Annotated in this window: 28 protein-coding genes and 1 tRNA gene; 12 read left to right on the top strand and 17 right to left on the bottom strand. The window is 70.7% G+C overall.

Annotation, left to right across the window (positions count from 1 at the left end; genetic code table 11):
• Positions 1-5 precede the first annotated feature (5 nt).
• Positions 6-887, bottom strand: a complete 882-nt coding sequence (locus H9622_RS06985; RefSeq protein ID WP_191765690.1) for a DUF3027 domain-containing protein — start codon at positions 885-887, stop codon at positions 6-8.
• Positions 871-1,254: a cold-shock protein gene (locus H9622_RS06990; RefSeq protein WP_191765691.1), complete on the bottom strand. Its 384-nt coding sequence runs from the start codon at positions 1,252-1,254 to the stop codon at positions 871-873. The genes H9622_RS06985 and H9622_RS06990 overlap by 17 nt, the downstream gene beginning before the upstream one ends.
• A 135-nt stretch (positions 1,255-1,389) precedes the next feature.
• Between H9622_RS06990 and H9622_RS06995 the strand changes: the two genes are divergently transcribed.
• From H9622_RS06995 to H9622_RS07005, 3 genes are all read left to right on the top strand, one after another.
• A complete protein-coding gene (locus tag H9622_RS06995; protein WP_191765692.1) occupies positions 1,390-1,656 on the top strand; it encodes a multidrug ABC transporter ATPase in 267 nt (88 codons plus the stop codon).
• A complete protein-coding gene (locus tag H9622_RS07000) occupies positions 1,657-3,369 on the top strand; it encodes a helicase-associated domain-containing protein (protein WP_191765693.1) in 1,713 nt (570 codons plus the stop codon).
• An 81-nt stretch (positions 3,370-3,450) separates the two neighbouring features.
• Positions 3,451-5,109, top strand: coding sequence for a DNA repair helicase XPB (locus H9622_RS07005; protein ID WP_191765694.1), 1,659 nt, complete (start codon positions 3,451-3,453; stop codon positions 5,107-5,109).
• Positions 5,110-5,198: 89 nt separating this feature from the next.
• Here H9622_RS07005 and H9622_RS07010 read toward each other — a convergent pair whose 3' ends face one another.
• Both H9622_RS07010 and H9622_RS07015 read right to left on the bottom strand, forming a co-directional pair.
• On the bottom strand, positions 5,199-5,684 hold the full coding sequence (locus tag H9622_RS07010; RefSeq protein ID WP_191765695.1) for an SRPBCC family protein: 486 nt from the start codon (positions 5,682-5,684) through the stop codon (positions 5,199-5,201).
• A gap of 57 nt (positions 5,685-5,741) precedes the next feature.
• The gene (locus tag H9622_RS07015; RefSeq protein WP_191765696.1) at positions 5,742-6,614 is read right to left on the bottom strand and encodes an alpha/beta fold hydrolase; all 873 of its coding nucleotides are present in this window, start codon (positions 6,612-6,614) and stop codon (positions 5,742-5,744) included.
• Between the two features lie 72 nt (positions 6,615-6,686).
• On the opposite strand from H9622_RS07015, the gene H9622_RS07020 reads away from it, so the two are divergent.
• Positions 6,687-7,238, top strand: a complete 552-nt coding sequence (locus H9622_RS07020) for a TetR/AcrR family transcriptional regulator (protein WP_191765697.1) — start codon at positions 6,687-6,689, stop codon at positions 7,236-7,238.
• Positions 7,239-7,298: 60 nt separating this feature from the next.
• On the opposite strand, the gene H9622_RS07025 is transcribed toward H9622_RS07020, so the two are convergent.
• Genes H9622_RS07025 through folE form a run of 4 tightly spaced genes read right to left on the bottom strand, consistent with a single transcriptional unit; the run spans position 7,299 to position 10,776 of the window.
• A complete protein-coding gene (locus H9622_RS07025; RefSeq protein ID WP_191765698.1) occupies positions 7,299-8,018 on the bottom strand; it encodes a pyrimidine reductase family protein in 720 nt (239 codons plus the stop codon).
• The gene (gene folP / locus H9622_RS07030) at positions 8,018-8,932 is read right to left on the bottom strand and encodes a dihydropteroate synthase (protein WP_191765699.1); all 915 of its coding nucleotides are present in this window, start codon (positions 8,930-8,932) and stop codon (positions 8,018-8,020) included. Before folP ends, H9622_RS07025 begins: the two co-directional genes overlap by 1 nt.
• The gene (locus H9622_RS07035; protein WP_191765700.1) at positions 8,929-10,149 is read right to left on the bottom strand and encodes an NAD(P)/FAD-dependent oxidoreductase; all 1,221 of its coding nucleotides are present in this window, start codon (positions 10,147-10,149) and stop codon (positions 8,929-8,931) included. Before H9622_RS07035 ends, folP begins: the two co-directional genes overlap by 4 nt.
• Before the next feature lie 27 nt (positions 10,150-10,176).
• A complete protein-coding gene (gene folE, locus H9622_RS07040; RefSeq protein ID WP_191765701.1) occupies positions 10,177-10,776 on the bottom strand; it encodes a GTP cyclohydrolase I in 600 nt (199 codons plus the stop codon).
• Between the two features lie 104 nt (positions 10,777-10,880).
• On the opposite strand from folE, the gene H9622_RS07045 reads away from it, so the two are divergent.
• The 4 genes from H9622_RS07045 to H9622_RS07060 all read left to right on the top strand — a co-directional run bounded on the left by H9622_RS07045 (position 10,881) and on the right by H9622_RS07060 (position 14,495).
• A complete protein-coding gene (locus tag H9622_RS07045) occupies positions 10,881-11,537 on the top strand; it encodes a helix-turn-helix transcriptional regulator (protein WP_191765702.1) in 657 nt (218 codons plus the stop codon).
• 64 nt (positions 11,538-11,601) lie between these two features.
• On the top strand, positions 11,602-12,294 hold the full coding sequence (locus tag H9622_RS07050) for a response regulator transcription factor (protein ID WP_191765703.1): 693 nt from the start codon (positions 11,602-11,604) through the stop codon (positions 12,292-12,294).
• A gap of 93 nt (positions 12,295-12,387) precedes the next feature.
• Complete coding sequence (locus H9622_RS07055; RefSeq protein WP_318247055.1) at positions 12,388-14,067, top strand: sensor histidine kinase; 1,680 nt, start codon at positions 12,388-12,390, stop codon at positions 14,065-14,067.
• Positions 14,068-14,207: 140 nt separating this feature from the next.
• Positions 14,208-14,495, top strand: a complete 288-nt coding sequence (locus H9622_RS07060) for a WXG100 family type VII secretion target (RefSeq protein ID WP_191765704.1) — start codon at positions 14,208-14,210, stop codon at positions 14,493-14,495.
• Between the two features lie 65 nt (positions 14,496-14,560).
• On the opposite strand, the gene groL is transcribed toward H9622_RS07060, so the two are convergent.
• From groL to H9622_RS07085, 5 genes are all read right to left on the bottom strand, one after another.
• On the bottom strand, positions 14,561-16,180 hold the full coding sequence (gene groL / locus H9622_RS07065) for a chaperonin GroEL (protein ID WP_191765705.1): 1,620 nt from the start codon (positions 16,178-16,180) through the stop codon (positions 14,561-14,563).
• 172 nt (positions 16,181-16,352) lie between these two features.
• The gene (locus H9622_RS07070; RefSeq protein WP_191765706.1) at positions 16,353-16,550 is read right to left on the bottom strand and encodes a cold-shock protein; all 198 of its coding nucleotides are present in this window, start codon (positions 16,548-16,550) and stop codon (positions 16,353-16,355) included.
• A gap of 147 nt (positions 16,551-16,697) precedes the next feature.
• On the bottom strand, positions 16,698-17,267 hold the full coding sequence (locus tag H9622_RS07075) for a LytR C-terminal domain-containing protein (protein WP_191765707.1): 570 nt from the start codon (positions 17,265-17,267) through the stop codon (positions 16,698-16,700).
• Positions 17,268-17,324: 57 nt separating this feature from the next.
• Positions 17,325-17,576, bottom strand: coding sequence for a DUF3263 domain-containing protein (locus H9622_RS07080; protein ID WP_191765708.1), 252 nt, complete (start codon positions 17,574-17,576; stop codon positions 17,325-17,327).
• A gap of 9 nt (positions 17,577-17,585) precedes the next feature.
• The gene (locus H9622_RS07085) at positions 17,586-18,575 is read right to left on the bottom strand and encodes a DUF2332 family protein (RefSeq protein WP_191765709.1); all 990 of its coding nucleotides are present in this window, start codon (positions 18,573-18,575) and stop codon (positions 17,586-17,588) included.
• Between the two features lie 98 nt (positions 18,576-18,673).
• On the opposite strand from H9622_RS07085, the gene msrB reads away from it, so the two are divergent.
• The gene (msrB, locus tag H9622_RS07090; protein WP_191765710.1) at positions 18,674-19,084 is read left to right on the top strand and encodes a peptide-methionine (R)-S-oxide reductase MsrB; all 411 of its coding nucleotides are present in this window, start codon (positions 18,674-18,676) and stop codon (positions 19,082-19,084) included.
• Positions 19,085-19,086: 2 nt separating this feature from the next.
• Positions 19,087-19,644, top strand: a complete 558-nt coding sequence (locus H9622_RS07095) for a nitroreductase family protein (protein WP_191766117.1) — start codon at positions 19,087-19,089, stop codon at positions 19,642-19,644.
• Positions 19,645-19,691: 47 nt separating this feature from the next.
• On the opposite strand, the gene H9622_RS07100 is transcribed toward H9622_RS07095, so the two are convergent.
• The 3 genes from H9622_RS07100 to H9622_RS07110 all read right to left on the bottom strand — a co-directional run bounded on the left by H9622_RS07100 (position 19,692) and on the right by H9622_RS07110 (position 21,728).
• The gene (locus tag H9622_RS07100) at positions 19,692-20,651 is read right to left on the bottom strand and encodes a DMT family transporter (RefSeq protein ID WP_191765711.1); all 960 of its coding nucleotides are present in this window, start codon (positions 20,649-20,651) and stop codon (positions 19,692-19,694) included.
• A 2-nt stretch (positions 20,652-20,653) separates the two neighbouring features.
• Positions 20,654-20,726: transfer RNA gene (locus H9622_RS07105), tRNA-Thr, on the bottom strand.
• Between the two features lie 45 nt (positions 20,727-20,771).
• A complete protein-coding gene (locus H9622_RS07110) occupies positions 20,772-21,728 on the bottom strand; it encodes a DsbA family protein (protein ID WP_191765712.1) in 957 nt (318 codons plus the stop codon).
• 225 nt (positions 21,729-21,953) lie between these two features.
• Here H9622_RS07110 and H9622_RS07115 point away from each other — a divergent pair, with 225 nt between their 5' ends.
• On the top strand, positions 21,954-23,057 hold the full coding sequence (locus H9622_RS07115) for an ABC transporter ATP-binding protein (RefSeq protein ID WP_191765713.1): 1,104 nt from the start codon (positions 21,954-21,956) through the stop codon (positions 23,055-23,057).
• Positions 23,058-23,129: 72 nt separating this feature from the next.
• On the top strand, positions 23,130-24,440 hold the full coding sequence (locus H9622_RS07120) for a DUF4032 domain-containing protein (protein WP_191765714.1): 1,311 nt from the start codon (positions 23,130-23,132) through the stop codon (positions 24,438-24,440).
• A 53-nt stretch (positions 24,441-24,493) separates the two neighbouring features.
• On the opposite strand, the gene H9622_RS07125 is transcribed toward H9622_RS07120, so the two are convergent.
• Positions 24,494-25,135, bottom strand: coding sequence for an NAD(P)-dependent oxidoreductase (locus H9622_RS07125; protein ID WP_191765715.1), 642 nt, complete (start codon positions 25,133-25,135; stop codon positions 24,494-24,496).
• Positions 25,136-25,155: the final 20 nt, after the last annotated feature.

Genomic DNA, 25,155 nt, shown 5'->3' on the forward strand with positions numbered 1-25,155 from the left:
CCGAGTCACTCCTTCGCGTCGTCGTCCTCGTCGGACTCGTCTTCGTCGGACTCGTCTTCGTCGTCCGAGTCGTCCTCGTCCGTGTCGTCGTCCTCGTCCGAGTCGTCTTCGTCGTCCTCGTCTTCGTCGTCCGAGTCGTCGTCCGCATCCTCGTCGAGCTCGTCGATGTCGACGCCGTCGAGGTCGCCGGCGTGCAGGATCGGCGAGCCGTCGTCGTCGAAGTCGGCCGCATCGAGGTCGTCGACGTCGTCGAGGTCGTCGGCGTCGTCCGCATCCTGGGCCGACTCGTCGGCCGCGTGCGGTGCCTCCGCGAGCGCGACCTGGGCCGCCTGGTACTCGGCGAGACGCACGGCCCACGGCACCCAGTCCGGAGCGAGGAGCGCACCGTCACCGGGAAGCAGCTCGACCTCGAGCACCGTCGGCTCGGCGTCCTCGACCCGCGCGAGGCTCACCGTCCACAACCACCCGGGGTATCCCGCGAGCCGGTTGTGGAAGCGCAGCGACACGACGCCGTCGGGCTCCACGCGGTAGTCCGCGGCGTCGCCGATGGTCGTGGCCGGCGTGATCTCGCGCAGGGCGGCGAGCGCCAGGTCGTGCGCCTCGAGCAGGGCCGGGTCGGGATCCGGGATGACGACCTCGGTCGCCTCGGCGTCGACCGCCTCAGCCGCCTCGGTCTCGACCACATCGGCCTCAGGCTCCTCGGCCTCGGGCTCAGCGGCGACCTCGGGCTCAGCAGCGACCTCGGCCGCGGCATCCGTCACCGCATCCGTCTCGGGCGAGGCCTCGGTCGCGACGTTCCCGTCGGTCTGGGGTGCGTCCGAGGGCGCGTCGCCGACCGGCGACGCGTCGACGTCGGGCGTCGGGTCGGACTCAGGCGTCGAGTTCATCCGCCACCTTGCGCAGCACGGCCGCCACCTTCTTGGCCTGCGCGCCACTGGGGTAACGCCCCCGGCGCAGGTCGTCGGCGGTGCCGTCGAGCAGCTTGACGAGGTCTTCGATGATGATCGCCATGTCGTCGGCGGGCTTGCGCGCGCGCTTAGCGAGGCTGACCGGAGCCTCGAGCACGCGCACCGACAGAGCCTGGAGTCCGCGCTTGCCGTCGGCGACGCCGAACTCGAGGCGCGTGCCGGCCTTGGGCGCCGGGGTGCCCGTGGGAAGGGCGGTGGCGTGTAGGAAGACGTCCTGGCCGTCATCGGTGGCGATGAAGCCGAACCCCTTCTCCTCGTCGTAGAACCTGACCTTGCCGGTGGGCATCGAAACCTCGCTGTGTACGGCGCCGGATGGACGGCGGGCATGACGGAATAGAGATACGCAGATCCCTGCCCCCCAGCCTACGGCACCACCGTCGCCTCGTCCGCGTCGCGGGGCACAGCCACTAGGCTGAAGCGGATGAGTACGAACACGCCCGGTGAAGACGTCCCCGTCCGCCGGATCGACCGCATTCTGGCGTTCATGTCGCTGGGCCTCCTCGTGCTCTCGATCGTCAGCTTCTTCGCGATCATGATCGCCTCGTCGTCGGGCGCCGACATGAGCACGGGCATCTGGCCCGCCGTCGGTCTGCTGGTCTACGTCGCTCCGATCATCGCCTTCGCCATGATCCTCGCGGTCCTCATCATGAGCTTCGTGCGGAGGGCTCGGGCCAACCGAGGCGGCTGAGTGGTCTCCGACGAGCGGGCGCTGGCGACCTGGTTGGCGGGTCGTCCTGACGATGCGCTCGCCGAGACGCTCGCCGCGCGCGGCGTGCCCGCGTCGGCCGCCTGGCACGACTTCTTCGACGCCGCCGAGGCGCTGCTGGATGCCGCATCCGTCGATCGCGCTCTCGTGCGGCTCCCCCGCTCGGCCCTCGCCGATCTCGCCGCTCCATCGGCGACCGACGCGCGGCTCGCGCAGCTCGCCCTCGTGAACGACGCCGGCGTTCCCTACGCGTCCGTCTCGGAGCGCGTCGCCGACCTCCGGTCGCGCCAGCCCGCCGCGTTCACCGCGGCTCCGGTCTCCCCGGCACCGGCTCCCGCCGACGAGCGGCACACCGCGGCCGCCGCCGAGCGGGCGTTCACGACGGCCGGCTCGCTGGCAGATGTGCTGCTGGCCTGTCTGCATGCTCCGTTCGCCCGCACGGGCGCGGGCTCGGTGAGCGCGGCGGAGCGCAAGCGACTGCTCGACACCGGCGCGCTCCGCGAGACCGACGACCTCGAGGATCTCCTCGCGGCGGCCGCGATGGCCGGCCTCGCCCTCGCGCAGGAGCGCCAATGGGAGGTCACGACCGAGGGCGAGCGCTGGCTCGAGACGACGACCGCAGCGCGCTGGACCACGATCGCGAACGGATTCCGCGCGTCGCTTCCCGGCGGCGTGCGCACGCCCGACGGCGGTTTCACCCCGCCCGAGACGTGGGCGGCCGCGTATCCGCTCGACCCGGACTGGCCGGCGCGCGCGGCGCGCCTGCACCGCGTGGGCGAGAACTGGGGCCTTCTCGGCAAGGACGGCACCGAGTTCGAGTGGACGACGTCGCTGCGCCGCGGCGAAGACGCCGATGCCTCCGCGCTCGTGGAGCAGCTGCCCGCGGAGATCGACCGGGTGTACCTGCAGGCCGACCTGACCGCCATCGCCCCGGGTCCTCTCGCGCCGTCGCTCGATCTGCGACTGCGCGGGATCGCCGTGCGGGAGTCCCGCGCCCAGGCCTCGACGTACCGGTTCACAGCGACGTCGCTGGGCGCCGGCATGACCGAGGGCGAGACGGCCGGGTCGATCCGCGCCTTCCTGACGGAGCTGTCGCTCACCGGCATCCCGCAGCCGCTCGAGTATCTGATCGAGAGCACCGCCGCCCGCCACGGCCTCGTGCGGGTGCGCGCCGACGAGGCGTCGGCGCGGACGCGCATCGAGAGTACGGATGCCGCGCTGCGCGAGACGATCGCCATCGACCAGGCGCTGCGGCCCCTCGGCCTGCTGACCGAAGGCGACGCGCTCGTCTCACGCGTGACGCGTGACGCCGTGTACTGGTCGCTCGCCGATGCGCGCTATCCCGTGGTCGCGCTCGACCAGGACGGCGCGCCCGAGCCCGTGCACCGTCGGGCCGCCGGCGTCCGCGAGTCCGCCGCATCGACGCCCGTCGAGACGTACGCCCGGCTGCTGGCCGCGCTGCGCAGCGGTCACGGCACGGAGGGCGAAGAGGGCTGGCTGGGCCGCGAGCTCGAGCAGGCGGTGCGCGCGCGCTCCGAGATCGTGGTGGTCGTGCGGATGCCCGACGGTGCGGAGCGCACGCTGACGCTCGAGGCGTCGGGACTCGGCGGCGGCCGCCTGCGCGGACGCGACAGGGCCGCCGACATCGAGCGCACGCTGCCCGTGTCGAGCATCGTGAGCGTGCGGCCCGTCTGATCCGCGTCTCTCCGCGCGTCGCGTCACGCGGTCGCGCCCACGACCGCCGGGTCGTCGCCGCCCCCGGTAGACTGGCTCGTTATGGCTGACGGCCCACTCATCGTCCAGAGCGACCGCACGGTGCTGCTCGAAGTCGCCCATCCCGATGCGGAGAGCGCGCGGCACGAGCTCGCCATCTTCGCCGAACTCGAACGCGCCCCCGAGCACATCCACACCTACCGCATCACGCGGCTCGGCCTGTGGAACGCCCGCGCCGCCGGGCACGATGCGGCGGACATGCTCGCGACGCTCGAGCGGTGGTCGCGCTTCCCGGTGCCGCCGTCGGTGTCGATCGACATCGCCGAGACGGTCGGCCGGTACGGCCGTCTCGTCATCGAGCGCGCGCCGGTCGCGGAAGACGGCTCGGGCGGCGAGCTGATCCTCCGGTCGACGGATGCCGCGGTCCTGACCGAGGTGTCGAAGAACAAGCGCATCCAGCCCCTGCTCATCGGCCGGCCCTCCCCCGACTCGTTCGTGATCGACGCGTGGGCACGCGGGCACATCAAGCAGGAACTGCTGAAGATCGGCTGGCCGGCCGAAGACCTCGCCGGGTACACGCCGGGGACGCCGCATCCGATCGACCTCGCAGAGGACGGCTGGAACCTGCGTCCCTACCAGCGCCAGGCGGTCGACATCTTCACCGACGGCGGGTCGGGCGTGGTCGTCCTCCCCTGCGGCGCCGGCAAGACGCTCGTCGGCGCCGGTGCGATGGCCGCGACTAAGACGACCACGCTGATCCTCGTGACCAACACCGTCAGCGCGCGCCAGTGGCGCGACGAGCTGCTCAAGCGCACCTCGCTGACGCCCGAGGAGATCGGCGAGTACTCCGGGCAGTCCAAGGAGATCAAGCCGGTCACGATCGCGACGTACCAGATCCTCACCGCGAAGCGGAAGGGACAGTACGCCCACCTCGCGCTGCTGGATGCCCTCGATTGGGGCCTCATCGTCTACGACGAGGTGCACCTGCTGCCGGCGCCGGTGTTCAAGCTCACCGCCGACCTGCAGGCGCGCCGGCGACTCGGCCTCACGGCCACCCTCGTGCGCGAGGACGGCCGCGAGGGCGACGTCTTCAGCCTCATCGGCCCGAAGCGGTTCGACGCGCCGTGGAAGGAGATCGAGGCCCAGGGCTTCATCTCGCCGGCCGTCTGCTACGAGGTGCGCGTCGACCTTCCGGCCGGCGACCGCCTCGAGTACGCCGCGGCCGCCGACGACGAGCGCTACCGCCTCGCTGCGACCGCGCCCGCCAAGATCGGCGTCGTGCGGCGGCTCGTCGATCGGCACGCGGGCGAGCGTATCCTCGTGATCGGGCAGTACCTCGACCAGATCGATCTGCTCGCCGAGTCGCTCGGCGCCCCGAAGATCACGGGCGCGACGCCGGTCGACGAGCGCGAGCAGCTCTATCAGGCGTTCCGCGTCGGCGAGATCTCTCTGCTCGTCGTGTCGAAGGTGGCGAACTTCTCGATCGATCTGCCCGAGGCATCCGTCGCCATCCAGGTGTCGGGATCGTTCGGCTCGCGCCAGGAGGAGGCTCAGCGCCTCGGACGCCTTCTGCGACCCAAGGAGTCGGGCAACACCGCCAGCTTCTACACGCTCATCGCACGCGACACCGTCGACCAGGACTTCGCGCAGAACCGGCAGCGGTTCCTCGCCGAGCAGGGCTACGCATACACGATCCTCGATGCGGACGGCATCGCGGCCTGACCTCAGCCGTCACGTCTGACCGCGGGCGTCAGCTCACCGTCTCGAGGATGCAGGCGGCGAGCGCACTGAAGAAGACGACCGGGGCTGCGTCACACAGAACGCCGGCCGGCGAGGTAGGCCGCGATGCGATCCAATGCTCCCGGCCAGGCGACGGTCTCGAAGAAGTCGCGCGTCGGGGTGTCGGGGAATCCGGTCTGCTCGACGGTGACCAGCGTGCCTGCGTCGGTCGGCGCGAGTCTCAGCACGATGAGCGTCTCAGGTGAGGCGGTGACCCGCCCCTCCACCGTCGACTCCCCGGTGTAGCGCGTGACCACGCGGTGCGGGCGATCGATCTCGACGAACGTGAAGATGTCGTGGACGAGCACGGCCGGATTCGGGTGGAACGTCGCCTCCCACACGCCGCCGACCCGCAGGTCGACGGCCGTGCGCACCTCACCTTCGTCGGGACCGAGCTGCGTCAGCCACAGGCGCTGCGCTTCCGGCTCGGTATAGGCAGCGAACACCTCCTCCGGCGTCGCGGGCATCTCTCGCGTCACCCGAAGGCTGATCGCTTGGTCGTGAACCGTGTGCGACATGGTCGCTCCTCTCGATATCGGCCGCGTCAGTCGCGTCCCCGGCGGCCACGCCGGGACTCATCCGAGCAGGAAGCCGCCGATGCGGCGCGCCACTTCATCGGGGTTGTCGTCGACCAGGAAGTGGCCGCCGCCCGGCACGAACTCGACCGTCGTGTGGGGCGCATCCTCAGGTCTGACGGTGAGCGCGTCCTTCGGCAGCAGGGCGTCATCCGCACCGAACAGCACCAATGTCGGAGTGCGCAGCACCCGGCCGATGTATCGTCCGCGGAGGGCGTTCATGAACCCGGGCAGGATGAGCCCTCGGTACAGCTGCGATGCTGCGCGGGCACGGCGCGGGTCACGCAGCGCCTCCACGTACGCGGCGACGTCGGCGTCGTTCATGGGGCGCACCTCGAAGCCGCCCAGCAGCCAGTGCGCGAGCCGCTGCCGGCCGCGGGAGAGCAGCATCGGGCCGAGACCCGGTGTGGCGATGACCCACTGGAACCAGAGGTGCGGCATCGCCTTCATGAGCCCCGCCGCGAGTGCGCGGCTCATGTGGAAGTAGGGAGCCGGGACCGCGATCGCGACGTAGCGGCGAATCCGGTCCGGATGCGCGAGGCACAGATCGAAGCCGACGAGAGCGCCCCAGTCATGGGCGACCAGATCGACCTGCCCGAGGCCGAGTTCGTCGAGGAGCGCGATGAGATCGCGCATCACCGTCGGCGAGTCGTACCCGGACGCGGGGGCGTCCGTCCGACCTGCGCCGCGAAGGTCGGGAGCGATGAGGTGCAAGCGGTCGGAGAGCGATGCCATGACCGGCGCCCACTCTCGAGAGCTCTGCGGGAACCCGTGGAGCATCAGCACCGGCGCTCCGGCACCGGCTTCGGTCACGTGAACGCGCAGTCCGTTCGCGGTGACCGTTCGCGAGCGGATGCCGGTGGTCTCGGCCATGCGCACAATGTACTACGTTCATAGTGCCGTTGTCACTATGTATGTAGTAACCCATCCCCTAGGCTTCTCCCGATGACCACCACCCGCGAACGCAGCCTCGACGCGGCCGTCCACCTCGTCGGCACTCAGGGGATCCGCGCCCTGACCCACGCCCGTGTCGACGCGCAGGCGGGCCTACCCCGCGGGTCGACGTCGAATCACTTCCGCACCCGCGACGCCCTCCGCGCGGGCGTGACCACGTGGATCGCGGAGCAGGAACGAGGCGACCTGGCAGCCGTCCTGACCCGAACCTTCGACGACCTCGAGGGATTCGTCGACGTGTTCAGCTCGGCGATCGAGCTTCTCACCGGGCCCCATGCCGTGCGCACCCGCGCGCGCTACGCTCTGTTCCTCGAGGCCGCCTCCGATCCGGAGCTGTTCGCGCCCCTCCGAGCACAGCGGGAAGCCATGGCCGCATGGTCACGGAACCTGCTGGTGACGCTGGGGGCGAAGCATCCCGACACCGCTCTTCACGCGTTCATGGCCTTCGGTGACGGCATTATCCTCCACCGGCTCACCGTCGATCCCGACGCGCCGGTGCGCCCCAGCGTCGACGCCGCCCTGCGCGGCTGTCTCGTCGCCTGAGTCCGCAGGCCGGACGCGGGGGGGCACGGGCAGGGAAGCTCCGCCGACGCGACCAGCCCCTCAGAGCGCGGCGTACCGCAGAAAGAGGAACCCGTCGTCGTCGGTCACGACACCCTCCAGTGCGAACCGGCGGTCGGACTCGGCCGCGCCCTGAGCGATGCGCCCCGCATCTCCTCCGACGAACCGGGGGGCGAGCGTGAGACAGACCTCGTCGACGAGGTCGGCGTCGAGCAGCGCGCCGAACAGGTGCGGTCCGCCTTCGCAGAGCACCTGCGCCCATCCGCGACGGCGGAAGTCGTCGAGCATCGCCGCCAGATCGACGGCCAGCGCCCCGCATGGCACCACGTCGGCCACCGCGTCGAAGGCGTCTCCGCGGGCGTCGGCCGCGGCATCCGTCGTCACGATCACCGGCCGCCGCACGGCCTCGGCGAACACCGCATCGCCTGGTTCGAGCCGCAGGCCGCCGCTGACCACGGCGAGCGCCGGCTGGTCGTCGATACCCCGGGCGCGGCGCCAGTCGACATCCCGGTCGTCGACGCGGATGCCGCCGTACCCCTCAGCGCGGACCGTCCCCGCCCCGACGACCACGACGTCGGCCATCGTGCGCAGCACCTGCATCAGGGCACGGTCTGTGGGTCCACCGAGCGCTCCGCTCGTTCCGTCGAGGGTGACCGCGCCGTCGGCGCTCGAGACGAAGTTCATGCGCACGCGGACGTCATCGCGATCGGGCAGCGCGTACGCCTCGAGCAATTCGTCTCTTGTGGGCCTCGAGGCGGGCATCAGACGTTCCCCTCCGGGCGCGTGTTGTGCAGCTGGTACGCCGGCTCCCGCCAGCCGAGGATCGCCTCGACCATGCGCAGCGCGTCGACCGTCTCGCGCACGTTGTGGACGCGCACGATACGGGCGCCGTGCAGCGCGCAGTACACCGCCGCGGCGAGCGATCCGGGCAGCCGCTCCCCGCGCTCCCGCCCGAGCGCCTCTCCGACGAAGTCCTTGTTGGACAGCGCGACCAGCATCGGCGAGCCGAGAGCCGCAAGCTTGCCCAGCCGACGCGTCAGCTCGAGGGTCTGGCGGGTGCTCTTGTTGAGGTCGTGCCCGGGGTCGAGCACGATGCGCTCCGCCGGAACCCCGTGATCGAGCGCGAGGTCGCGGCGGGCGGTCAGGAACCGTGCGACGTCGCCGATCACGTCGGCATAGTGCGGGAGCGGATGCTGCGTCCGCGGCGCCGCGAGGCTGTGGGCGATCACCAGTCCGGCACCGCCCTGCGCGACCACCGTGGCCATGGCAGGGTCGTGCAGGCCCGTCGTGTCGTTGATGACGGCCGCGCCCGCCTCGATGGCCGCGCGCGCTACCTCGGGCTGGAAGGTGTCGACGCTCACGCGTGTGAGCGGCGCGAGCTCGCGCACGACCGGCACGACGCGCGCGATCTCCTCCTCGACGGGCACCGACGGTCCGGGCGCGAACTTCACGCCCCCGACGTCGACCAGCTCGGCGCCCGCCTCGACGGCTGCGACCCCGGCCGCGACGGCCGCGTCGAGTGCGAACGTCGCGCCACGGTCGTAGAACGAATCGGGCGTGCGATTGACGATCGCCATGACGGCGAGGTGCCGGGTGAGGTCGAGAGGCCCACCGGGCAGATCGAGCACCTGCACCGGGGTGTCGAGCGCGAGGCTCGTGGCGGCCGCGAGGGTCATGGAATCAGGCTGTCCAGCGGCACGTCGGGATCGCGCAGGAGGTCGAGGTCGATCCGTTCGCCCGACCGGATGAGCGCCTGCACCTTCTTGTTCACCTTCCAGACGTTCACGTTCATGCCGGCGACCACGCGCCCGCCGTCGACCCAGAAGGCGATGAACTCGCGTGCGCCGACGTCGCCGCGCACGACGACCTCGGCCTCCGCCATGAGCGGCGCGTAGCCCGACAGCTCCATGCCCAGGTCGTACTGGTCGGTGTAGAAGTACGGGATGTCGTCGAAGGATGCCGGTTTCCCCAGCATCGACCGCGCGGCCACCTTGCCCGCGTTCAGCGCATTCGCCCAGTGCTCGCTGCGCAGGTGCCGCTGCAGCACCGGGTGGAACGCGTTGGCGACGTCACCTGCCGCGTAGACATCGGGTGCGCTCGTGCGCAACGCGGCGTCGGTCAGGATCCCGTTCAGGATGTCGAGGCCCGCTTCCTCGGCGAGCGCGGTGTTCGGGGTCGCCCCGACGCCGACGAGCACGAGGTCGGCAGGGAGCGTGTCGCCGTCGACGACGACGCCTTCGGCACGCTCGTCTCCGACGATGCGCTCGACGCCCACCGAGGTGCGCAGGTCGACGCCGTGCTCGAGATGCAATGCGCGGAAGACCTCGCCCATCTCAGTGCCGAGCGCCAGCGCGAGCGGCACCGCGTCGCGCTCGACGATCGCCACCTCGTTGCCGAAGCCCCGGGCCGTGGCGGCGACCTCCATGCCGATCCAGCCCGCCCCGATCACGACGAGACGTGTGCCCCCCTCGCGCAGCCGGGCGGCGAGTGCGTCGGAATCGTCGATCCGGCGCAGCGTCACGACCCCGGGGAGGTCATGACCCGGGAGCGGGAGCATGCGCGGCGTCGCACCCGTCGCGAGCAGCACGGCGTCGTAGCGCTCCAGTGTGCCGTCGTCGAGCTCCACCCGATGAGCCGACGGATCCAGTGCCGTCACCGAGACGCCCGCGCGCACGCGGATGCCGTGCTCGTCGTACCACTCGGATGGGTGGAGGAAGACGGCATCCGTCCCCTCATTGCCGGCGAGATAGCCCTTCGACAGCGGTGGTCGCTGGTACGGCGGGCGCGGCTCCGCTGCCACGATCGTGATGTCACCCTCGAAGCCCTCGTCGCGCAGTGCCTCGGCGGCCGTGCCGCCGGCGAGCCCGCCTCCGACGATCAGCATGTGGTCCATGACGACTCCTCTCGTCGATGCCCGGCCTCAGACGTCGCCCGCGCCCAGGAGATGTCGCTGCAGCCGCCGGTCGTGCGCGAAGCTGCCGCGGAATGCGGTCGTCGAGGTCGTCGCACCCGCGCTGCGGACGCCCCGCACCGACATGCACAGGTGCTCGGCCTCGATGACGACCCCCACGCCGTCGGGATCGAGCGCTGCGTCGAGCGTCCGCGCGATCTGCGCCGTGAGCGCCTCCTGCACCTGGAGCCCGCGGGCGTGATGGTCGACGACCCGCGCCAGCTTCGAGAGGCCGACGAGGCGCTCCCCCGGCAGGTAGCCGACGGTCGCGGTGCCGCGGAACGGCAGGAGGTGGTGACGACAGAGCGAGACGAACGGGATGCCGCGCACCACGACCGGCTCGTCGTAGCCGTCTTCGTTGGGGAACGTCGTCATCTCGAAGGGCTCGGGGGTGAGCAGCTCGAGGAAGGCGTCGGCGACGCGACGCGGCGTCTCGGCCAGGTCTCCGTGGTCGGGGTCGTGACCGAGCGCGGCGAGCAGGTCGGCGACGGCCGCCATCGCCGCATCCCGGTCGATCGGAGCCTCGACGGGAAGGGCGTGCAGCGCAGTCGCAGCGACGGTGGTCGACATCATCCCCACTCCTTCACGAGCAGCGTGTGGTGCGTCTACGGCCGAACATAGGCCGCTCTCATTCTTTTGTCAAGGATTCTGATTTTAGAGAGTAGACTCGCGCCGTGAGCGCCCTGAATCCGAATCGCGCCGAGGCGGTCGCCGTGCTGGCCGACCCGCAGCGTCGCGAGCTCTACCGCCTGGCGAGGGAGCACGAGATCAGCCGTGACGACGCCGCTGCGGCGCTCGGCATGCCGCGCAGCACGGCGGCCATGCATCTCGAACGGCTCGCGGACGCGGGCTTGCTCGCGGTCACCCACGTCCGCCGGTCCGGGCGGAGCGGACCGGGCGCCGGGCGGCCCGCAAAGCTGTATCGTGCCGCGTCGGCGGAGGTGGCCGCGAGCATCCCGGAGCGGCACTACGAGCTCGTCGGCGACCTGCTCGCCACCGCCGCCCAGACGGCCGACGAGCAGGGGATCGCCGTGCGCGACGCACTGGCCGCCGAGGCCTTCGCCGCCGGAGCCGCCATCGGGGACGCGCACGAGAACCTCGAGGAGGCGCTGGTCGCCTGCGGCTATGCGCCGGCCGGCGCCGACTCCGGAGACCTCGTCCTCGAGAACTGCCCGTTCCATGCGCTGGCCACGCGGCACACGGCGCTCATCTGCGGCGCGAATCTCGAGTTCCTGCGCGGCGCGGCAACCGCGACGGGCGACGCGCGCACGCCCGTCCTCGCCCCCGCGGCCGGCCGCTGCTGCGTCGAGATCCGCACGGGGGACCGATGAGCAATTCGCGCCCACGTCGCCGATTTCCCGCCACGGCGCCGGTTCCGCCGACATAATGAGGGGCATGACAGCACCTCGCATCCTCGTCGTGGACGACGAGCCGAACATCCGCGACCTGCTCATCACGAGCCTCCGCTTCGCGGGGTTCCAGGTGAGGGCCGTGTCCAACGGGGCTCAGACGATCTCGGCTGTCCTCGAAGAGGAGCCCGACCTCATCATCCTCGATGTGATGCTCCCCGACATGAACGGCTTCAGCGTCACCAAGCGACTGCGCGGCGCCGGTTACACCGCGCCCATCCTGTTCCTCACCGCCAAGGACGAGACCGAAGACAAGATCACCGGGCTCAACGCCGGCGGCGACGACTACGTCACCAAGCCCTTCAGCCTCGACGAGATCGTCGCCCGCATCCAGGCCATCCTGCGCCGCACGATGCAGGCCGATGAGGAGTCCGTCATCCGCGCCGGCGAGCTCACGATGGACCAGGACACCCACGACGTGCAGGTCGGCGACGCCAGCATCGATCTCAGCCCGACCGAGTTCAAGCTGCTGCGCTACCTGATGCTCAATCCCAACCGCGTGCTGTCGAAGGCGCAGATCCTCGACCACGTGTGGGAGTACGACTTCAACGGCGATGCGGGCATCGTCGAGAGCTACATCTCCTACCTTCGCCGCAAGATCGACCCGCACTCGTCCGAACCGCTCATCCAGACCAAGCGCGGCTTCGGCTACATGCTCAAGGCGGGCAAGACCGCGTAACGGCGGCACAACGAGGGGGCCACCCTGGCGCAGAAGACAGACGCGATCACCCGGTGGTGGCGCGGCACCAGCCTGCGCGCGAAGGTCACCGGAGTGACCGTCGCCGTGCTCGCGATGGGCCTCGTGGCCACCGGCGCGGGCGCCACGCTGTTCCTGCGCAACGCTCTGATCGCCAACCTCAACAGCACGGTCGAGCAGGTCGCCGCGACCGAGATCGGCGCCGGACTGTTCGACATCGTGATCATCAACGGGGTGGTGACAGCCGCCGAGAAGGAGGACGTCCCTCGCAGCGACTACCATGTCGCCCTGTACCAGCCCGACGGCGAGTTCATCATCTCCGCCGGCGGGAACGACCCGCAGCCCGACTTCCCGGTCAGCTACCCGCTCGAGAAGGCGGTCACCGCCGGGGTGTCGGCTTTCGAGTTGACGGATGCCGAGACCGGCGCCCGCTTCCGGGCGAGCGTCGCGCCGCTCGAGGTCTCCGGCGGCGTGCTCCTCCCCCAGCTCGTCGCCATGCCCATCGCCCCCGTGAACCAGGTGGTCGCGACCTTCCTCGGCATCTACACGATCCTGGCGATCATCACGCTGCTCATCGGGGCCGTCGCCACGCGATGGCTGGTCACCCTCACGTTCCGCAGCCTCGGTCAGGTCGAGACCACGGCCGACGCGATCGCGGGCGGCGAGTTCAGTCTGCGCATGACCGACATCGAGCCGACGTCGACCGAGGTGGGCCGGCTCAAGACGGCCATCAACGCGATGCTCGACCGAGTCGACGCCGCGCTCTCGGAGCGCGACTCGACGGTCAGGCAGATGCGCCGGTTCGTCGGCGACGCCAGCCACGAGCTGCGCACCCCGCTCGTGACGGTGCGCGGCTACGCGGAGCTGTACCGCATGGGAGCGATCCGCGGTGATGAGGACATCGCCCAGTCGATGGAGCGGATCGAGAAGGAGGCGATCCGGATGGGCGTGCTGGTCGAGGACCTCCTCGCCCTCGCGCGCCTCGATGAGCGTCGCGACGTCGTGATCACTCCGGTCGATCTGCGTCCCGTCGCCCGCGATGCGGCGCTCGACCTGCGCGCCGCCGCTCCGCAGCGACCGGTGACCGTGATCGACACGACCACCGACAGTCATCTTGCGCCGGCTGTCCCCGCCCCGGCCGACGACGGCCCGGACTCACCTGAGAAGCGGCGCGCGCCCGTCACGGCCCTCACCCGGGCCGGTGCGACGCTCTCGCTGCTGCGCCGCAAACCGCGCCCGATCGCCGCGACGAACGCGACCGCATCACGCGAGATGCCGCCGCTCACCCCGGTCGACGACCCCGCGCCCACGCCCGGCGCCGTCCTGCCCGTCGTGCTCGGCGACGAGAACCGCATCCGGCAGGTGGTCACGAATCTGCTCGGCAACGCCCGTCGGTTCACCGCCGAGGACTCGCCCATCGAGCTGCGGATCGGAGCGGACGGCCTCACGCGCATGGGGTGGATCGAGATCGTCGACCACGGCGAGGGCGTGCCCGACCAGATCAAGGACAAGATCTTCCAGAGGTTCTGGCGGGCCGACACGTCGCGCACGCGCGAGACCGGCGGCTCCGGGCTCGGCCTGTCGATCGTCGCCTCGATCGTCGAGGCGCTGCACGGCTCGGTGGGCGTCACCGACACCCCCGGCGGAGGTGCGACGTTCCGCGTCTCGTTCCCCTTGGCGGAGGAGCGGGATGCCGCGGAGCACCTGCACATCGAGACACAGCCGCTCGAGCGACTCGAGCTCGACGAGGCCTGACCGGAACTCCTCCCCAGCGGCCCTTCGGCGAGCAGTGTTCCCCAGACGCCGGCGGCTGCGGCCGGCCGAGCGCTGATGCTTCTAGCGTGGCCGGACACACCAGGGCGCGGCATCCGGTCGCCCCGACGAAGGGAGCACCCATGGCCGTCTTCTCCGTCGACAGCGACGCCGTCCTCGCCACCACCGCATCCGTCCGCGGCACGATCGAGCGGCTGCAGGCCGAGTCGAACGCGATGATGACCCAGCTCACGCAGCTGCAGTCCTCGTGGACGGGCTCGGCCTCGCTCGCCTTCCACACCGTCGCCGATCAGTGGCGCGCGACGCAGCGACAGGTCGAGGAATCGCTGTCGGGCATCAGCATGGCGCTGGCCGCCGCCGGCCGCCAGTACGCCGAGGCCGAGCAGGCCACGACGAGCCTGTTCCGCTGAGCCGCGAGACGACGAAGGGCCCCTCCCGGAGGAGGGGCCCTTCGCTGTGGACCGGGTCTACTGGATCAGAAGTCCATGCCACCGGTCGGGTCGCCGGCCGGAGCCGCGACCTTCTCGGGCTTGTCGGCGACGACGGCCTCGGTGGTGAGGAACAGACCGGCGATCGACGCGGCGTTCTGCAGCGCCGAGCGGGTCACCTTCACCGGGTCGTTGATGCCGGCGGCCAGCATGTCGACGTACTCGCCCGTGGCGGCGTTGAGGCCCTGGCCGGTCGGGAGCTCCGCGACCTTGTTGGCGACGACGCCCGGCTCGAGGCCGGCGTTGAGGGCGATCTGCTTGAGCGGAGCCTCGATCGCGACGCGAACGATGTTCGCACCGGTCGACTCGTCACCCGAGAGCTCGAGGTTCTCGAACGCGACCTTGCCGGCCTGGATGAGCGCGACGCCACCACCGGGGACGATGCCCTCCTCGACGGCTGCCTTCGCGTTGCGGACGGCGTCCTCGATGCGGTGCTTGCGCTCCTTGAGCTCGACCTCGGTGGCCGCGCCCGCCTTGATGACGGCGACGCCGCCGGCGAGCTTGGCCAGACGCTCCTGGAGCTTCTCGCGGTCGTAGTCGCTGTCGGTGTTCTCGATCTCGCGGCGGATCTGGGTCACGCGACCCTCGATCAGCGACGCCTCACCGGCACCCTCGACGATGGTGGTCTCGTCCTTGGTGATGATGACCTTGCGCGCACGGCCGAGCAGGTCGAGGGTGGCGTTCTCGAGCTTGAGACCGACCTCCTCGGTGATGACCTGACCACCCGTGAGGATCGCGATGTCCTGCAGCTGAGCCTTGCGGCGGTCGCCGAAGCCCGGAGCCTTGACGGCGACGGACTTGAAGATGCCGCGGATCTTGTTGAGCACGAGAGTCGCAAGCGCCTCGCCCTCGACGTCCTCGGCGATGATCAGGAGCTCCTTGCCGTCCTGGATCACCTTGTCGACGATCGGCAGAAGGTCCTTGATGTTCGAGATCTTCTGGTTCGCGATGAGGATGTACGGGTCCTCGAAGACCGCCTCCTGGCGCTCCGGGTCCGTGACGAAGTAGGGGTTGATGTAGCCCTTGTCGAAGCGCATGCCCTCGGTGAGCTCGAGCTCGGTGCCGAAGGTCTGCGACTCCTCGACGGTGACGACACCCTCCTTGCCCACCTTGTCGATGGCCTCGGCGATGAGCGCGCCGATCTCGGGGTCGCCGGCGGAGATGGACGCGGTGGCGGCGATCTCCTCCTTGGTCTCGACCTCCTTGGCGTCGGCGAGCAGCTGGGTCGTGATGGCCTGGACGGCCTTCTCGATGCCCTTCTTGAGCGAGATGGGGTCGGCACCGGCGGCGACGTTGCGCAGACCCTCGCGGACGAGAGCCTGTGCGAGGACGACCGAGGTGGTCGTGCCGTCACCGGCGACGTCATCGGTCTTCTTGGCGACCTCCTTGACGAGCTCCGCGCCGATCTTCTCGTACGGGTCGTCGAGCTCGATCTCCTTGGCGATGGAGACGCCGTCGTTCGTGATCGTGGGGGCGCCCCACTTCTTCTCGAGAACGACGTTGCGACCGCGCGGGCCCAGGGTCACCTTGACGGCGTCGGCCAGGATGTTGAGGCCGCGCTCGAGACCGCGACGGGCCTCCTCATCGAAAGCGATGATCTTTGCCATGTGTGTTTCGTCCTCCCAGGACGGGGCTTATGGATTAGCACTCAGCGATCCGGAGTGCTAATCCATTCTGGCACTCACCCCTGGGGAGTGCAAGCCGCGGCGGAGGGCGCCGCAACACGCAGAAACGGGATGCCGCAGCATCCCGTTCCGTCGGATCTCGCGCTGCGCGCGCTCAGACCACGCGCACCGACTCCGCCTGCGGCCCCTTCTGACCGGTGCCGACGGTGAACTCGACGGTCTGACCCTCTTCCAGCACGCGGAATCCCGTCATGTCGATGTTCGAATAGTGGACGAAGACGTCCTGCCCTTCGGCCGTGATGAAGCCGAAGCCCTTCTCGGCGTTGAACCACTTGACGGTGCCCTGAGTCATGCGAATCTCCTGTTGCTGGTACGACAGGGTTCATCGTATGCACGCGGCACCGCCGCTCGGAGGCCGCTCGAGGACTTGTTGACACGCGGAGACACAACTGTTTACCCCCGCGTAACACTGGCCTTCTCTCCGGGCGTCCGCGGTGCCTCAGGGGGTCGGGGTGGCGCTCTCACCGGCGGCTGTGCGGTCGAGTCCGATCACCACGGTGAGCTGGCGGATGTCGGGGTCGGCGGGCTGATAGACCTCGCTCTGCTCGATGCGCGCGCCGCCGATCACGTCGGCGAGTCCGGCGGCAGCGGCCTGGTCCTCGGGGGCGAGGTAGAACACCGTCGTCTCGGGGAAGTCGTCGGCGCTCGCGTCGCTCGGCAGCACCTGTCCGTCGGGCCAGCCCGCCGCGACCACGACATCCTTCATCTGCGTCGCGAGGCCCTTCTCGGGGGTCGCGTTGAGGATCGTCACCTGGTAGCTCGTGTCGAGCACCGGCGTCACCTGCACGGTCGGCTCGACCGTCGGCTGAGGCGTGGGGAAGAGCTCGATACGGCCGGCGGCGAGCAGAGTGCCGAAGATGCCCACGATCACGAGGACGATCGTCGCGAGGGCCGCCCAGAGCAGCACAACCCAGCCGCGCAGCCGCGGATTCTCCGCTCGGTGTGCGCCGACCCGGCCCTTTTCCGGAAGATCGTCGAAGCGATCCCGGGGGTAGGTCTTTTTCGGCACTCCACGATGTTACAAGGGTCCGCCCTTCCGCCCGTCCAGGCTGTCCGCCGGGCGGGTCTACCCCGAGTCGCCGGCGGCGCGGCCGACCCGTGCCTGCGCGCGGGCGTCGCGCAGACGGCGCAGACGCTTCACGAGCATCGGGTCATGCGCCTGCGCGTCGGCAGTGTCGATGAGGCGGCCGAGCAGCTGGTAGTAGCGGGCCGGCGAGAGGCCGAGCTCCGCGCGGATCGCCTCCTCCTTCGCGCCCGCATGCCGCCGCCACTCCGCCTCAAAGCCGAGGATGGCGCGGTCGCGATCGGAGAGGGGCACGATCTCACGCTAACCGCCGGCTGCTGCTTCGCTGCCGCGCCACTCCACGGAAGCGCCGAGCGGATCGACCGCAGCCAGCGGAACGCCGTCGCGCCCGAGCACGAACCCGCCCCACGACTCCGCCGACACCGGCGTGCGCCACGCGTCGTGCAGGCCGGGAGGGTCGATCGAGATCCACACGGCGTCCAGTTCGCCCAGCGCGGCCAGCAGCCGCTCCCTCCCCGCGCGCGGGATGTGCGGCAGCACGCCGGGCGTCGTGATCACAAGCGTCGCGCCGCGCGGCGCCCGCGCCGCCGCATCCCGCAGCACCCCGGGGTCGGAGGCGTCGCCCGCGATCATGGCCGGCGGGTCGGCGGCGACGATGTCGAGTGCCGCCTGGATGCGCTCGACCCGTCCGCTCTCCCCCGGCCACACGAGCGAGGTCAGGAACGCGCGGTCGCCGGAGTCGGCGGCGTCGAGCGGGGAGAGATCGACCCCGGCGCGCCACACCACGTCGGGGAGCCGCAGCGGGGGGTCGCCGCTCACATCGCACTCGAGCACGACGCGCGACGGCCCGGCCGCGGGGTCGAGCGACGGTCCGCCCCGGTAGCGGTAGGAGTAGCGGTCCGGGTAGAGGCACATCCCGGCGCTCGCCCCCAGCTCGAGCAGGGCGAGAGGGCCGTCGATCGTGCTCAGAGCGGGCAGGAGCGCTGCACAGCGCTGCGGCTCATTGGTCTGAAGGCGGCGACGGGATGCCTCGGCCACGACCGCGTCGGCATGCTCGCCGAGCCACGCCGCCCACGCCCGGTAGCCGGCTTCGGGGGCGCCCAGCATGCGTGTCACCGCGAAGACGAGCGGCGGCTGGCGACGGGTCGGCGCGATCCTGCCGAGGATGGCCGCGGTCTCGGGATCGGAGGCCACACCGGCCGCCCACTCGGCGTAGAGCGTGGAGCGCCCCGGGGCCTCGACGCGGGCGAAGCGGTCGTAGCGCTCGGCGACGGCGGCGGCATCCGATTCCACTCCCCCATTCTCACCGCCCGCTGCAGGAAGCGCGGAGCCGTCGCGCCGAGACTGGGGTTGAATGGAGGGGTTCCACACGTACGAAGCCCGGAGGAGTCATGACCTACACCGTCGACAAGAGCGACGACCAGTGGCGCGAGGAGCTCACTCCGCAGCAGTACGCCGTGCTCCGCGAGGCGGGCACCGAGCGGGCGTGGACCGGAGAGCTGCTCGACGAGAGCCGCGCCGGCCTGTACACGTGCGCAGCCTGCGGCGCCGAGCTGTTCCGGAGCGGCACCAAGTTCGACTCGCACTGCGGCTGGCCGAGCTTCTACGAGTCCATCCGTCCCGAGGCGGTCGAGCTCATCGAGGACACCAGCCACGGCATGGTGCGCACCGAGGTGCGCTGCGCGGCGTGCGGATCGCACCTGGGGCATGTCTTCCCCGACGGGTTCGGCACCCCGACCGGCGACCGGTACTGCATGAACTCGATCTCGCTCGCGTTCGCGCCGGAGGGATCCTCCGAGTGAGCATGCCATCGGGCTCCGCGCTCGAGGCGGTGCGTGCTCGGCGGTCCTGGTCGAAGGTCACCGACGAGGCACCGACGCACGCCGAACTCCTCACGCTCGTCACGGCGGCGGGTCGGGTCGCCGACCACTCGTCGCTGCGCCCCTGGCGATTGATCGAGCTGCGCGGATCCGACCGCGAGCGGCTCGGGCGTGCGATCGCCAAGGTGCAGGGCGACAAGAGCCCGTCCACGAAGCCGCTGCGCGCACCGCTGCTCATCGCGGTCGTCGCCAGCTACAAGAAGAGCGACAAGGTGCCGCGCTGGGAGCAGGAGGCCGTGGCCTCAGGTGTCGCCCACGTGCTGAGCCTGCTGCTCGACGAAGCCGGGTGGGGCGTGATCTGGCGCACCGGCGGGTACACGCGCGCGAAGGCGGTGGCCAAGGCGCACGGACTCGACAAGAACGAGCAGCTCCTCGGGTGGCTCTACGTCGGAGGCAAGCCGCCGCGTGAGCGCCTCGGGCGCCGTAAGGCCGTCGAGGCGCGCAAGCTCGTGTCGCGCATGCCGGCGTCGAAGAAGGACTGACGCGGCGGGCGCCTCGCTGATCGAGGTGCGGGTGATCAAGGTCCGGGTCAGCGCCGCCGACGGCGCCACGGCATGGCTGCGACCACCACCGAGGCCAGTGCGACGACGACCATCGCGAGCTGCTGCATGAGGCCGGGGCTCGCCGGCGCCGGCCACGCCATGTCGAGCACGAACGACGTCACGAGCTGACCGACGACGGCGCCCAGCCCGAGCAGCAGCACGCCGGTGTACTGCACGATCGCGGCCGACATGAAGATGTAGACCACGCCCAGCGCGCCGCCGATGTAGAGCCATGCGTCCGTCGGCAGAGCCCGCGGCGGGCCGACGAGCGCGACGTGCACCGCGGCTGCGACCACGAGGATCAGCGTTCCGCCGGTGAAGTTCACGAGGGTGGCCGTGAGCGGCGTTCCGACTCGCTGCCGGAGCCGGCCGTTCGTCGCCTGCTGCCACGCGATCGCGATGCCGGCGAGGAACGGGAGCACCAGCATCCACACCGGCACGCCGGCGAGTCCGTCGCCCACGAGGGCGAGGGCGACGGCTGCGAGTGCGAGCACCCCGCCCAGGAGGCGGGGCACCGTGACCGCGACCACGCCGGCGGGCCCGAACCCGATCCGGTCGAGGAGCAGTCCGCTCACCGTCTGCCCGGCGACGACGCCGACGGTGAAGAGCGAGACGCCGATGAGCCCGACGGCCAGGCCCTGCGTGGCGACCGTGAGGGCTCCGGCGGCGCCGCCTGCCAGCATCCACCACGGAATCGTCCGTCCACGCACGCCGGACGCAAGACGGCGGAAGCCCGCGCGGCCCGAAGGCAGCAGCACGGAGAGGACGACGACGATCACCAGTCCGGAGCCGAACGAGATGGCGGCGGCGACGAACCCGTCGTCGAGGCGGACGCCGAGCTGGCCGTTGACACGAGCCTGCACGGCGGTCATCATGCCGATCGCCGCGGCGATCGCGAGCGCGAGCCAGACGGGTATACGCGCTCGCGACGAGGAAGCGGAAGACATCGAGCCGGCTACGGGACTTGAACCCGTAACCCCCTAATTACAAGTTAGGTGCGCTACCAATTGCGCCAAGCCGGCAGTGCCCTCAGTCTACCGACGGCTCACTGCGCCCGCCGCGCGTGGTTACGGAGTCGGCGTGGGCGTCGGAGTCGGCGTCTCGTCGCCCGCATCGCTCGCGACGGTGAGGACGAACTGCGCGAACTCCTTGGGGTCGTCCAGGGCGCCGACGTACGGCGTCCCGTTCACGAGCACCATCGGCGTGCCGGTCAGCGCCAGGTCGTCGGTGCCGGGGAGGCCGCCGAGCGCGCGCTCGGTCGCGGTCTTCGCCCACGACGTGAAGTCCTGCTCCTCGATGCACGCGCGGACGACCTTCGCGCCGTCGGCACCCGACGCGATCGCCATGGCGGCGAGCTCGCTGTCGGTGTAGCCGTCGGAATCGACCTCGGGCTGCTGCGTGAGAAGCGTGTTGTTGAACGCGAAGAAGTAGTCCGGCGAGTGCGTGGCGACGCAGGCTGCCGCTCCCGCTGCGCGCAGCGAGTACTTGGTGCCGTTCGACTTCGACGTGAGCATCGCCACCGGGTAGTAGGTGAGCGTCGCGGCGTCTTCGCTGACCCACTTCGACAGCTGCTGCACGTTGGCCAGCTGGAAGTCGCGCGAGCCGGCCGACAGGTAGTCGACGTACACGCGGATGTCGGCGGCAGGCTGCTCGGTCGGGGTGGGCGTGGGCGTGGGCGTCGGGGTGGCCGTCGGCGTGGGCGTGGGCGTCGCGGTGCCCTCGATCGTGCCCGCCTTGTTCTGGTCTTCCTCGGTCGCGAGGCCGGCACCCGTGACGCCGGTGACGACGAAGCCGCCGTTGCTGACGTTCTGCGGGCTGAGCATGGGCTTCGACGCGGCCGACGAGACGGCCCACGTGACGACGAGGGCGGCGACGGCGACCACGGCGACCGCGACGGCCGAGATCGTGGCGACGCGGATCAGGCGAGCGCGCGACTGGCGGGCCTGCACCTGCTGCGCCTTCTCTCGCACGGCGTCACGCCGCTCGCTGGGGGCAGCGGCGTTCGATGACTCGTCGCTCGACATGGAACCTCTCGGGACGGTTGCGGGGGCCGGGATGGGCGTGACCATCCGGGGGAACGGCCGCTCACGATGCTAGCCAGCCACCCTGTGAAATGCCCAGACGGAGGCTCCACGCGGGCCGTGTCATACTTGTCGTTGCGCCCGAAGAAGGGCGTGCGGGTAAAAGCCCCCGCTCATTCCTCACTACGGATCGTCCGGCACGTACCTGCCGGTGAAGGAGAAGAGAACATGGCGTCCGTCACGTTTGACAGCGCAACCCGCTTGTACCCCGGGGGCACGCGCCCCGCGGTGGACAAGCTCGACCTCGAAGTGGGCGACGGCGAGTTCCTCGTCCTGGTCGGCCCCTCGGGTTGCGGAAAGTCCACCTCGCTGCGCATGCTGGCCGGCCTCGAAGAGGTCAACTCGGGCCGCATCCTCATCGGCGACCGCGACGTCACAGACGTCCCGCCGAAGGACCGCGACATCGCGATGGTGTTCCAGAACTACGCGCTGTACCCGCACATGACGGTCGCCGAGAACATGGGCTTCGCCCTGAAGATCGCCGGCGTCGGCAAGGAAGAGCGCGCCGCGCGCGTCCTCGAGGCCGCCAAGCTCCTCGACCTCGAGCAGTACCTGACCCGCAAGCCGAAGGCGCTCTCCGGCGGTCAGCGTCAGCGTGTCGCCATGGGCCGCGCGATCGTGCGCCAGCCGCAGGTGTTCCTCATGGACGAGCCGCTGTCGAACCTCGACGCCAAGCTCCGCGTGCAGACCCGCACCCAGATCGCGTCGCTGCAGCGCCGCCTGGGCGTCACCACGGTCTACGTCACGCACGACCAGACCGAGGCCCTCACGATGGGCGACCGCATCGCGGTGCTCAAGGACGGCCTGCTCCAGCAGGTCGGCACCCCGCGCGACCTGTACGAGAACCCGAGCAACGTGTTCGTCGCCGGCTTCATCGGCTCGCCGGCCATGAACCTGTTCCCGGCCGACCTGGTCGAGGGCGGGATCCAGTTCGGCACCGAGGTCGTCCCGGTCGATCGTGACACCGCCGGTCGTGCCCACGGCAGCCAGGTCACCGTCGGCGTCCGCCCCGAGGACATCGTCGTCGGCCCGTCCGACGGCAAGGGCCTCTCGGTCGTCGTCGATCTCGTCGAGGAGCTCGGTGCTGACGGCTACCTCTACGGTCACACCGACATCGGCGGCAAGCGCACCGACCTCGTCGCCCGCGTGGACGGCCGCAACCACCCGAACGCGGGCGAGACGGTCACCCTCGCGGCGACGGCGGGCCACGTGCACGCCTTCGACCTCGAGACCGGCGAGCGCCTCAACGACAAGCCGGTCGTCTCGGCGTAACCGATTTCCGGTCGTAACGGCGCGGGTGGGAGAATTCCCCCCGCGCCGTTACGCATTTCCAGGAGGGTGATCGTGCCGGAGTCGTTGAGCATCACGGCCAGCAGCGTCGACCCGGGGCTGCTCACGCTGCCGTGGTCGACCACGCTCGCGGACTGGCCGTCGAGCAACATCGTCTACCTGCCGAAGGGCATCTCGCGGCACCTCGTCCGCTTCGCCAACCTGTCGGGTCGCGTCGTCGCGATCAAGGAGACGACAGCGCAGATGGCCCGGCGCGAGTACGACATGCTCGGCAACCTGGACCGCCTCGACGTGCCGTGCGTGCAGCGCATCGCGGTGATCGCAGGGCGGACGGATGCCGCGGGCAAGCCCCTCCCGGCGGCGCTGGTGACCGCGCACCTGAAGTTCTCGCTCCCTTACCGCGCGCTGTTCACGCAGGTGCTGCGCCCCGACACCGCGACCCGCCTCGTCGACGCCCTCGCCGCCCTGCTCGTGCGACTGCACAACGTCGGCTTCTTCTGGGGCGACGTGTCGCTGTCGAACACGCTCTTCCGCCGCGACGCCGGCGCCTTCGCCGCCTACCTCGTCGACGCCGAGACCGGCGAGCTGCACGAGACGGGGCTGACGCCCGGGCAGCGGGCGCACGACCTCGACGTCGCCCGCACCAACATCGCCGGCGAGATCATGGATCTCGAGGCGGGCGGGCGGCTCGAAGGCGGTGTCGACGCGATCGCGATCGCCGACGGCATCGTCTCGTCGTACCACTCGCTCTGGGCGGCGCTGCACGACAAGGAGTCGTTCGGCGTCGACGAGTCGTGGCGGCTCACCGAGCGGGTGCAGCGCCTCAACGACCTCGGCTTCGACATCGGCGAGATGTCGATCCAGACGACGGCCGACGGCACGCGCGTGTCGATCCAGCCGAAGGTCGTCGACGCCGGGCACCACACGCGCCGGCTCATCCGGCTCACCGGCCTCGACGTCGAGGAGAACCAGGCGCGCCGCCTGCTCAACGACCTCGACGAGTTCCGCGTGCGCATCTCTCGCCTCGGCGACGACGAGGAGATGGTCGCGCACGAGTGGCTCACACGTGTCTTCGAGCCCGTCGTCAAGGCGATCCCGTGGGACCTGCGCGCGAAGCTCGAGCCCGCCGAGGTGTTCCACCAGGTGCTGGAGCACCGCTGGTACATGTCGCAGGCGCGCGGCCGCTCGGTCCCCCTCGCCGAGGTGCTCACGAGCTACATCGACGAGGTGCTGCGCCACCGCCGCGACGAGGCGACCCTCATGGGCCCGCCCACCGAGACCGTGTCGCTCTCGGTCGTCACGTCGAGCATGCCGGTCGTCGACGACGACGAGGACGACGACATCGACTGGCGCGACCTCGTCTGACCCGGCACCGCGCACACACGCCGCACATCAGCGCGGAGGTTGTCGCGGAAGCGTCAGTACCCGACGGTGAAGCGCTTGCGCGGGTGCTGCGGGTGCTCGATCTCGTCGACGACGGCGACGGCCAGGTCGGCGCCCGAGATGAACGACTCGCCGTCGGCGTCGGTGACGATGACGTCGCCGCCCGTGCGGTACGAGCCGGTGCGCTCGCCCGGGTTCCAGACACCGAACCCGCCCGCCGGGTGCACGTAGAACCAGTCGCGCGACTCGGGCCCGGCCTTGAGGTCCTCCAGGATCCCGATCGCCTCGAGCGCCTCGGCCTTGTAGTCCTCGGTGAACGACGGCAGGTCGACGACCCGCTGGCCGTCCTCGGTGACGAGGCTGCCGCCCGCGCCGCCGATCACGCCGACGCGCACATCGTCCGGAAGCAGCGAGACCAGCGCGGCGACGTTGGGGCGCACGAGGCCCTCCATCTCGCCGCGCGCCGCCACGGCCGACACGACCACGTCGACGCCCTCGAGCTGTGCCAGCAGGTCGGGCACATCGGTCAGCGAGCCCTCGACGTACAGGGCGCCCTCATGCCGCTCACTCGGGATGCGCCGTGCGATCGACAGCACGGTGTGACCGCGGCTCACCGCCTCGGCGACGATGTGACGGCCGGCGTATCCCGAGCCTCCGATGACGGCGATGCGTGCCATGTCCTGCCTTTCGACGTGTG

It is taken from the genome of Microbacterium gallinarum (genome assembly GCF_014837165.1).
Classification (GTDB): domain Bacteria; phylum Actinomycetota; class Actinomycetes; order Actinomycetales; family Microbacteriaceae; genus Microbacterium; species Microbacterium gallinarum.

Bases quoted from the DNA above. Each gene is read 5' to 3' on its own strand.
- H9622_RS06985 (WP_191765690.1), bottom strand. From the start codon at position 887: ATGAACTCGACGCCTGAGTCCGACCCGACGCCCGACGTCGACGCGTCG.
- H9622_RS06990 (WP_191765691.1), bottom strand. From the start codon at position 1,254: ATGCCCACCGGCAAGGTCAGGTTCTACGACGAGGAGAAGGGGTTCGGC.
- H9622_RS06995 (WP_191765692.1), top strand. From the start codon at position 1,390: ATGAGTACGAACACGCCCGGTGAAGACGTCCCCGTCCGCCGGATCGAC.
- H9622_RS07005 (WP_191765694.1), top strand. From the start codon at position 3,451: ATGGCTGACGGCCCACTCATCGTCCAGAGCGACCGCACGGTGCTGCTC.
- H9622_RS07010 (WP_191765695.1), bottom strand. From the start codon at position 5,684: ATGTCGCACACGGTTCACGACCAAGCGATCAGCCTTCGGGTGACGCGA.
- H9622_RS07015 (WP_191765696.1), bottom strand. From the start codon at position 6,614: ATGGCCGAGACCACCGGCATCCGCTCGCGAACGGTCACCGCGAACGGA.
- H9622_RS07020 (WP_191765697.1), top strand. From the start codon at position 6,687: ATGACCACCACCCGCGAACGCAGCCTCGACGCGGCCGTCCACCTCGTC.
- H9622_RS07025 (WP_191765698.1), bottom strand. From the start codon at position 8,018: ATGCCCGCCTCGAGGCCCACAAGAGACGAATTGCTCGAGGCGTACGCG.
- folP (WP_191765699.1), bottom strand. From the start codon at position 8,932: ATGACCCTCGCGGCCGCCACGAGCCTCGCGCTCGACACCCCGGTGCAG.
- H9622_RS07035 (WP_191765700.1), bottom strand. From the start codon at position 10,149: ATGGACCACATGCTGATCGTCGGAGGCGGGCTCGCCGGCGGCACGGCC.
- folE (WP_191765701.1), bottom strand. From the start codon at position 10,776: ATGTCGACCACCGTCGCTGCGACTGCGCTGCACGCCCTTCCCGTCGAG.
- H9622_RS07050 (WP_191765703.1), top strand. From the start codon at position 11,602: ATGACAGCACCTCGCATCCTCGTCGTGGACGACGAGCCGAACATCCGC.
- H9622_RS07060 (WP_191765704.1), top strand. From the start codon at position 14,208: ATGGCCGTCTTCTCCGTCGACAGCGACGCCGTCCTCGCCACCACCGCA.
- groL (WP_191765705.1), bottom strand. From the start codon at position 16,180: ATGGCAAAGATCATCGCTTTCGATGAGGAGGCCCGTCGCGGTCTCGAG.
- H9622_RS07070 (WP_191765706.1), bottom strand. From the start codon at position 16,550: ATGACTCAGGGCACCGTCAAGTGGTTCAACGCCGAGAAGGGCTTCGGC.
- msrB (WP_191765710.1), top strand. From the start codon at position 18,674: ATGACCTACACCGTCGACAAGAGCGACGACCAGTGGCGCGAGGAGCTC.
- H9622_RS07095 (WP_191766117.1), top strand. From the start codon at position 19,087: ATGCCATCGGGCTCCGCGCTCGAGGCGGTGCGTGCTCGGCGGTCCTGG.
- H9622_RS07100 (WP_191765711.1), bottom strand. From the start codon at position 20,651: ATGTCTTCCGCTTCCTCGTCGCGAGCGCGTATACCCGTCTGGCTCGCG.
- H9622_RS07110 (WP_191765712.1), bottom strand. From the start codon at position 21,728: ATGTCGAGCGACGAGTCATCGAACGCCGCTGCCCCCAGCGAGCGGCGT.
- H9622_RS07115 (WP_191765713.1), top strand. From the start codon at position 21,954: ATGGCGTCCGTCACGTTTGACAGCGCAACCCGCTTGTACCCCGGGGGC.
- H9622_RS07125 (WP_191765715.1), bottom strand. From the start codon at position 25,135: ATGGCACGCATCGCCGTCATCGGAGGCTCGGGATACGCCGGCCGTCAC.